Origin of the sequence: Protofrankia sp. Cj3 (genome assembly GCF_917627355.1) — a bacterium.
Taxonomy (GTDB): domain Bacteria; phylum Actinomycetota; class Actinomycetes; order Frankiales; family Frankiaceae; genus Protofrankia.
In genome coordinates this window covers 1-2,168 of sequence record NZ_CAKJTR010000226.1, presented here as the reverse complement: position 1 = coordinate 2,168, position 2,168 = coordinate 1, and the positions used below count along the sequence as shown (strand labels likewise).

The following is a 2,168-nucleotide window of genomic DNA, read 5'->3' as shown; positions in this document are numbered from 1 at the left end:
TAGCACGTGCCGCCTGGATCAGGGCAAAGGCATGATCCGACGCAGATTGGTGATCTTTGGCTAGCGGGAATCAGCTTCCGAGGCTTCACTTGTCTCGTAGACCCCGTCGGCGTAACCACGCGCATAGTCCCAGCTGGCGTAGGACGATGGGTCCGGAGCGTACGCGGGTTCGTGGACCCGGGCCCGGCCCTCGTCAAGGAGGTAGCGGAGGTTGCCGGCGAGCAGGTCCCAGTCGAAGAAATGCGGTTCCGCGCATCCCTCGCAGTCGACGATGAGGCCGCGGTAGCCGCGGGGCTCCAGCAAGGTCCGGAAGACGTCGAGGTCCCCGAGCTCGGCAAGTATCTCCTCGCGCTCGTGCGGCGAAAGAGGCTCCAGCAGTTCGGTGTCCTCAACCGGGTCGAGGCGCGCGAGCTCTGCTGTCGGGTCCTCGGGGTCGCCCGCGAACGGGTCGAGAGGCTCGTCGCTCACGCCGCCCACGCTACGCCGGAGCAAGCCCCTTAGTGGTCCCGATGGGCGACTCCAGGGGGTTGGCCGGTTTCGGATCGCGTGTTTCAACCTGTCCGCGAGACCGTTTTACGCATCTCATACGGTTGGCGGCGCTGGATTACTGCGTAGTACGACATATCCGGCACTGGATTGGTGGTTCCGGTTCTCTGGTCCCGCCTGCTGCCTGTGCGCCGATGCCGGTAGGCGGAGACCAAGCTGATCGTTTTTTGGCGCTTCTCGCCGCGCGGGTGCGCGATGATGCCCTCTTCCGCGCGCCCGAGCGCTCTTGCCGGCGGTCTTGCCGGTGGCCTTGGGAGTCCTAGGATGGGCCGGTAGGGCTCTTGTGCCGGTGCCTGATTCGCATGCCCGGCGGCTCATGGCCGCAGCCGGCGCCAGGACGGCGTTCCCCGCCATGGGGCCGTGGGTGTTCTGGGCAAAGCGTGGGGATATGGTTTTGATCGTTATGGGGAGTGGCGAGGTGCGGACGGAAGGTGTCATGAACAGTCCCGTTGTCCAGTCGATCGGGTCCGAGCCAGGGTCGATGCCGTCGGCGAAGCTGGCCATGCTGGGGCTGACCTTCGACGACGTACTGCTGCTGCCAGCGGAATCGGACGTCATGCCGGCGGATGCCGACACGTCCACCCGGTTGTCCAGGCACATCCGGCTGGCTGTTCCGTTGCTGTCCTCGGCGATGGACACCGTCACCGAGGCGCGGATGGCGATCGCGATGGCCCGGCAGGGCGGCGTGGGCGTGCTGCATCGCAACCTCTCCATCGAGGACCAGGCGCAGCAGGTCGACGTGGTGAAGCGTTCCGAATCAGGGATGATCACAACGCCTGTTACCTGCGGCCCGGATGCCACCATCGAGGACGCCAACGAGCTCATGGCCCGCTACCGCATTTCCGGGGTTCCGGTGACCGAACCGGATGGCCGGCTCGTGGGAATTGTCACGAATCGTGATATTCGATTTGAGCGGGACTATTCCCGGCTGGTGCGTGCGGTCATGACACCGATGCCGCTCGTTACGGCGCGGGTCGGGGTGTCCGCGGACGACGCGCTGTTGCTGCTGCGCCAGCACAAGATTGAGAAGCTTCCCCTGGTGGACGACGGTGACCGCCTGCGTGGACTGATCACGGTCAAGGACTTCACCAAGCGTGAGCAGTATCCGCGGGCAACCAAGGACGCGGATGGACGACTGGTGGTCGGCGCCGCCATCGGGGTGGGGGATGACGCCTACAAGCGCGCGCAGATGCTTGTAGCGGCGGCCGTCGACTTCTTGGTGGTGGACACCGCGCATGGCCATGCGCGGGCTGTGCTGGACATGGTGCGGCGTATCAAGTCCGACCTGCCGACCCGCCTGGACGGTGGCCCTCTTGACGTGATCGCGGGCAATGTCGCGACCGCGGACGGCGCACGCGCGTTGGTCGACGCCGGTGCCGACGCCATCAAGGTGGGGGTGGGGCCCGGCTCGATCTGCACGACCCGGGTCGTGGCCGGGGTCGGGGTCCCGCAGGTCACCGCGATCTACGAATGCGCGCGCATCGCGCGGCAGGCGGCCGTCCCCGTGATTGGTGACGGCGGGATGCAGTACTCCGGCGATATCGCCAAGGCGATTGCCGTTGGTGCTGACTCGGTGATGCTTGGCAGTCTTCTTGCCGGAGTTGACGAGAGCCCAGGCGAAC

The 2,168-nt window shown here is 66.2% G+C and carries 2 protein-coding genes; one reads left to right on the top strand and one right to left on the bottom strand.

Annotated elements, in window-relative coordinates; translation table 11 throughout:
* Nucleotides 1-60 precede the first annotated feature (60 nt).
* Nucleotides 61-477, bottom strand: a complete 417-nt coding sequence (locus tag MJ783_RS20855) for a DUF5319 domain-containing protein (protein ID WP_308127796.1) — start codon at nt 475-477, stop codon at nt 61-63.
* A 505-nt stretch (nt 478-982) separates the two neighbouring features.
* Between MJ783_RS20855 and guaB the strand changes: the two genes are divergently transcribed.
* Nucleotides 983-2,168: IMP dehydrogenase (guaB, locus tag MJ783_RS20850; protein WP_239312980.1), on the top strand; the 1,186-nt coding region annotated here is incomplete at its 3' end.